Raw genomic sequence first — 4,343 nt, 5'->3', positions numbered from 1 at the left:
CCGGATAAACGTCCGAAGAAATATCAATTTCGAAGTTCAAGCTTTCCCTTTCAAGAAGAATCGTCAATCCATGCTCAGCTATGCTTCCACTAATAATTACTGCTTCCTCCTTTTTAGCCCCTCTGTCTCTAATCCATCTGAAGGGGTATTCTCTATAACTTCTCACAACTTCGAGGTTTTCTTCCAGCTCCTTACTTCTCTCTCCAATTCCACTCGTGTTAACGAAAATCCCTATGTCCGCTTCAACGACCTTCGTGTCGCCAGTTATTATTTCCACGCCAACCTCGTTTCTTGCTCTTGAAATATCCTCCATTATCTTTTCGAGTTTTTCGATCTCAAAACCCTCCTGAATTATCAAACTCAAGCTCATGCAGCTTGGCTTAGCTCCAACAACAGCGAGATCGTTAGCTGTGCCGCAAATCGAAAGCGAGCCTATGCTCCCTCCCCTAAATATCGGAGGCTTGACTGTGTAGCTATCGGTTGTGAAAACGAAATTTTCGGAAAAATCTGCGGAATCCTCCATGTCTTCGAGAGAAATTTCCCCGGCTTTCGAAGATATTTTCGAAAAGACGTACTTCTTTAGAAACTCCGACATGTATTTTCCGCCGGCTCCATCTTCTCTTCTGACGATCATTCTATCACCTTCAAAGCGTATATTTGCCCGAGAGAGATTCCGTTATCCCCGCATGCGACAAGCTCATTCGTGTAAAATTCTCTCCCGATTTCCTTTTGAAAGATTGAATTGTAAGCCACACCACCAGAAATTACCAGAGGAGCTTTAAATTCCGAGGCTATTTCGCTCAAACCCCTTGCGAGGTAACTTATAATTTGATACGCTATTTTTTCCCTCCTTTCTCCATTCAGGTACCTTTTCAAAGCATCTTCAAAAACTTCTCCTATTTTCAGAACCTTAACTTCTCCTCTCCTTCCTTTTCCATCAAAGGGCGAGGAAAATTTCGAGGTTTCCCAAGAGGTTTCTATTATTGGGTCGTAATACCTCTCGCTCTCCTTAGCCACGGCTTCAAGCTTCATAGCTGGTTCTCCTTCGTAGGTTCTTTCAAAGCAGATTTCAAGCATGGCAGAAGCTGCATCGAGAATTCTTCCAGTTGAAGATGCTTCAACAACTCCAATTCCCTTCTTTAACTGCTCTTCGAAAATCTCAAAGCTCTCCCCTCTCTTCAAATACTTTTCGTAGTGTCTTAGATCTTCCCAGCTACCGGTTTGAGAGTAAATTATCGAGAAGAGTACTCTGAGAGGTCTTTCAACAGCCAAATCCCCTCCAAGGAGGTTAATCGTTTCAAGCCTACCAACCCTTTCGAACTCTCCTGAGCTGAGATTGATGTACAACACCTCTCCACCCCATATCTTTCCGTCCATCCCGTAACCTACTCCGTCAACAGCTATAGCCACGGCTTCGTCGAGTTTTTTCTCTGCCATCACGCTTAAAGCGTGAGCGAAGTGATGCTGAACTTTTAAAACCTCCGCTCCAACCTCTTCTCCAAACTTTTCGGCGAAGAGGGAAGTGTTGTAGAGGGGGTGCATGTCAGCCACTATAAACTCTGGCTTTAGGTCGAGGTAGTTCGTGAAGTGATTCAAGGCTTTTTTGAAAAAGTCGTTGAAAGTTTTGAAGTTTGCGGTGTTGCCGATATACTGACTCATTACAGCTTTTCCTTCCTTCAAAAAGCAGAGAGAGTTGTAAAGTTCAGCCCCCACAGCAACGGCTTCAGATTTGATATCCACCTCAATAGGCTCAGGGACAAATCCGCGCGACCTTCTAATAATCATCCTTCTTCCGTTGATAAACTTCACAACGCTGTCATCAACTCTGTTCGCTATCCTCATGTTGTGATTCAAAAAAGCGTCATACGGAACTTTAAGTTCTTCAAGATTCGTCGCCATCGGCTCTCCGGGGAAGTTTGCGGAGGTCATAACCACAGCTTCAGCTCTTAAAAATTTGAACAGAATGTAATGTAAAGGCGTGTAGGGTAGCATTATCCCTACCGTGTCGAGGTTTGGAGCTACAGCTTCGAGTTCAACCCTCTTTTTACACACTAAAATCGGTCTCCTGAAGCTTTTAAGTTCTTCAATTTCCTCTTCGTTTATATCGGCAAGATTTTTTGCAGCTTCGACATCTCTCACCATCACGGCAAACGGTTGTTGCGGTCGATGGAGAATTTTCCTAAGCTTCCAAACGATTTCATCTTCCGTGAGGCAGGAAAGATGTATTCCTCCAATACCCTTTATCGCCACAAAATAGCCGGAGTCTATCATTTTGGCAGCTTCTTTTATCGCTTCAACCCCAAAAATCCCCTTTGGTAAAAGCTTGTAGTTCGGACCGCATGATGGGCAAGCTATGGATTGAGCGTAAAACCTCCTATCCTCCGGATTTTCGTACTCTTTTTTGCAGTCTTCACAAAGGGGAAACTCAGCAAGAGTAGTATTTTCTCTATCAAAAGGGAGTCTTTCGGAGATCGCAAATCTTTGACCGCAAGAGGTGCAGGTCGTGAAAGGGTAGAGATATCTTCTATCTTTTTCGTCGAAAACCTCCCTTAAGCAATCTTCGCATACGGCTATGTCCGGTGGAGGTAAGCTTAAAATTCCGGTTTTTCCTCCGCTTTCAACGATTTTAAAGTCGTCAAAGAAGCCTTCGAACTTTTCAACTTTCACGCTTTCGATTTTAGCTCTATCCGGAATCTCTTTTTTAAGCCTTTCAACGAATTTTTCTACCTCTCGATCGATAACTATCTCAACAGTTCCATCTCCGCAGTTTTTCACATATCCTCTCAACTTCATTTCCTTCGCAAGCCGGTAAACGAACGGACGAAATCCTACTCCCTGCACGACGCCCGAAACGACTATCCTGAACACAGTTTGCTAAAGGGATAAGGTTATATTTAAAGGTAGTTACTGTAGCTGTGCACGAATTCAGCTACGCTCAAGCTCTGGTTGAGAACGCTTTGAGAATAGCGGAAAGTAAGGGTGCTAAGAAGGTGAACAAAGTGGTCGTGGAAGTTGGTTCTCTCCTCTTGATAAATCCCGAACAGCTGAGGTTTTGCTATGAGGTGGTAACGAAAAATACGATTCTCGAAGGTAGCGAGCTTGAAATTGAAAATACCGAAGCTCTTTTAGTATGCGAGAACTGCGGGAAAGAATACAGAGAACTATCTTCGGTGTGCGAATGCGGAGGGTTTTTAAAAGTAGAGAGGGGAGACGAATTCGTACTCAAAAGAATTGTCATGGAGGTGGAAGATGCACAGAATTGAAGTTGAAGCTGAGGTTGATCTCTTAGCCGAGAATAAGAGGCTGGCTGAGGAGAACAGAAAATTTTTCAGAGAGAACGGAATTCTGGCCGTAAATATAATGGGAGCCATAGGCTCGGGAAAAACTTTGCTTATAGAGAAAACTATCGAGAGGTTAAACGACCTTAAAGTCGGGGCAATTCTTGGTGACGTTGTCTGTAAAGCCGATTACGAGAGGGTGAGCAAGCTTGGAATTAAAGCTGAGGCTATAAACACTGGAAAAGAGTGCCACCTTGACGCGCATCTCGTTCATCACAAGATTCGGAAATTTGAGGACGTCGATATTTTGTTGATAGAGAACGTGGGCAATCTCATATGTCCGGTCGATTTCGATCTCGGAGAAGATCTGAGGGTTGTGATGGTAAGCGTTACCGAAGGAGATGATGTCGTTGAAAAGCATCCGAAAATTTTTACGATAGCGGATGTCGTTATAATAAACAAGTTGAAGCTTGCGGAATTTGTCGGAGCTAATGTTGAGAAGATGAAGAGGGATGTTGAAAGACTTAATTCGAGAGTTAAACTCATCTTAATGGATTTAAAAGAGGGAATCGGCTTGGAAGAGTGGATAGAGTACCTGAGGGGAGAATATGTGTCTCGCAATTCCGGCTAAAGTTCTCGAAATCGATTATCCCTTCGCTACCGTCAGCTTGGGAGGGGCGAAAAGAAAGGTGAGGGTCGACCTCCTTGAGGATGTAAAGCCGGGAGACTACGTTCTCGTTCACGTAGGGTTTGCTATTCAGAAAGTTAGCGAAGAGGAAGTCAGGGAGATTGAGAGGCTATGGGAGGAGTTGTTGAGAGAATAGTCGAAAAAATTAGGGAGGAGAGTAAAGAATTTGAAGAAGTTAAGATAATGCACCTCTGCGGAACTCATGAGGACACAATATCGAGGTACAACATAAGGAGTTTGATACCGGAAAACGTTAAGCTTTTAGCCGGTCCGGGTTGTCCGGTTTGCATAATTCCGGATGAGGACTTGCAAAAAGTTTTCCACCTCTTGGAGAAGGAGGATGTAATTTTAACGACTTTTGGTGATATGGCGAGGGT

The 4,343-nt window shown here is 43.8% G+C and carries 5 protein-coding genes and 1 pseudogene; 4 read left to right on the top strand and 2 right to left on the bottom strand.

The window, feature by feature from the left end; genetic code table 11:
- On the bottom strand, nt 1-634 hold a 634-nt coding region (locus F7C14_RS10765; RefSeq protein ID WP_290902790.1), incomplete at its 3' end, for an AIR synthase related protein.
- The gene (gene hypF, locus F7C14_RS10760; protein ID WP_290902788.1) at nt 631-2,868 is read right to left on the bottom strand and encodes a carbamoyltransferase HypF; all 2,238 of its coding nucleotides are present in this window, start codon (nt 2,866-2,868) and stop codon (nt 631-633) included. The genes hypF and F7C14_RS10765, both read right to left, overlap by 4 nt.
- A 47-nt stretch (nt 2,869-2,915) precedes the next feature.
- On the opposite strand from hypF, the gene hypA reads away from it, so the two are divergent.
- The 4 genes and pseudogenes from hypA to F7C14_RS10740 all read left to right on the top strand — a co-directional run.
- Entirely contained in the window at nt 2,916-3,263 is a 348-nt protein-coding gene (gene hypA, locus F7C14_RS10755) for a hydrogenase maturation nickel metallochaperone HypA (protein ID WP_290902786.1), read from the top strand.
- Complete coding sequence (hypB, locus tag F7C14_RS10750) at nt 3,250-3,909, top strand: hydrogenase nickel incorporation protein HypB (protein ID WP_290902784.1); 660 nt, start codon at nt 3,250-3,252, stop codon at nt 3,907-3,909. The genes hypA and hypB overlap by 14 nt, the downstream gene beginning before the upstream one ends.
- The gene (locus F7C14_RS10745) at nt 3,887-4,102 is read left to right on the top strand and encodes a HypC/HybG/HupF family hydrogenase formation chaperone (protein ID WP_290902782.1); all 216 of its coding nucleotides are present in this window, start codon (nt 3,887-3,889) and stop codon (nt 4,100-4,102) included. Before hypB ends, F7C14_RS10745 begins: the two co-directional genes overlap by 23 nt.
- Nucleotides 4,078-4,343: pseudogene (locus tag F7C14_RS10740) on the top strand (hydrogenase formation protein HypD); the annotation flags it as partial. The gene F7C14_RS10745 and the pseudogene F7C14_RS10740, both read left to right, overlap by 25 nt.

Source organism: Ferroglobus sp., assembly GCF_015521575.1.
Classification (GTDB): domain Archaea; phylum Halobacteriota; class Archaeoglobi; order Archaeoglobales; family Archaeoglobaceae; genus Ferroglobus.
This window is presented reverse-complemented; position numbering and strand designations above follow the sequence as displayed.

Excerpts from the sequence above, each read along its gene's own strand:
- hypB (WP_290902784.1), top strand. The coding sequence starts at position 3,250 with ATGCACAGAATTGAAGTTGAAGCTGAGGTTGATCTCTTAGCCGAGAAT.
- F7C14_RS10745 (WP_290902782.1), top strand. The coding sequence starts at position 3,887 with ATGTGTCTCGCAATTCCGGCTAAAGTTCTCGAAATCGATTATCCCTTC.